Origin of the sequence: Bradyrhizobium sp. NBAIM08 (genome assembly GCF_020193935.1) — a bacterium.
GTDB lineage: Bacteria > Pseudomonadota > Alphaproteobacteria > Rhizobiales > Xanthobacteraceae > Bradyrhizobium > Bradyrhizobium yuanmingense.
Genome location: NZ_JADYVR010000746.1, coordinates 1 through 417, shown reverse-complemented (window position 1 = coordinate 417; position 417 = coordinate 1). Strand labels below are relative to the sequence as shown.

The window sequence follows — 417 nt, the reverse complement described above, 5'->3', positions numbered from 1 at the left end:
GGGCGAGGGCGTCGCACACGGCAACGTCACCCCGCTGGCGAACGTCGTCGATCAGCTCGCCGATCGACGCCCGTAGGGCCGGGTCGAAGATCTCGTCGAGGCCGCGGCCCAGCAATGCCCGGCGCGCCGACTCGTCCATGTCCGACCACCGTTGGACGCGCATGACGTTCACGGCGCGCAACGGTATCGGGGTGCTCTACGTCATGGCTCGGCGGCGAGGCGGTGTCGGCGGAGTCCACACACCTTCGTCGCTGAAGTCGCCACGCCACTAGTGTCGGGATACGTTCCAGTCACCCATCCCAGGAGCGTGTGCATGCCTGTCACCGTCGTCGTCGGAGCCCAGTGGGGCGACGAAGGCAAGGCGAAGATCATCGACTTGTTGTCGAAGGAACACGCCTATGTCGTGCGCTATCAAGG

Annotated in this window: 1 protein-coding gene; it reads left to right on the top strand. The window is 65.9% G+C overall.

Annotated elements, in window-relative coordinates; genetic code table 11:
* Positions 1-313: 313 nt before the first annotated feature.
* Positions 314-417 (top strand): adenylosuccinate synthetase (locus I6F37_RS41870; RefSeq protein ID WP_225154653.1); only part of this gene is annotated, 104 nt, incomplete at its 3' end.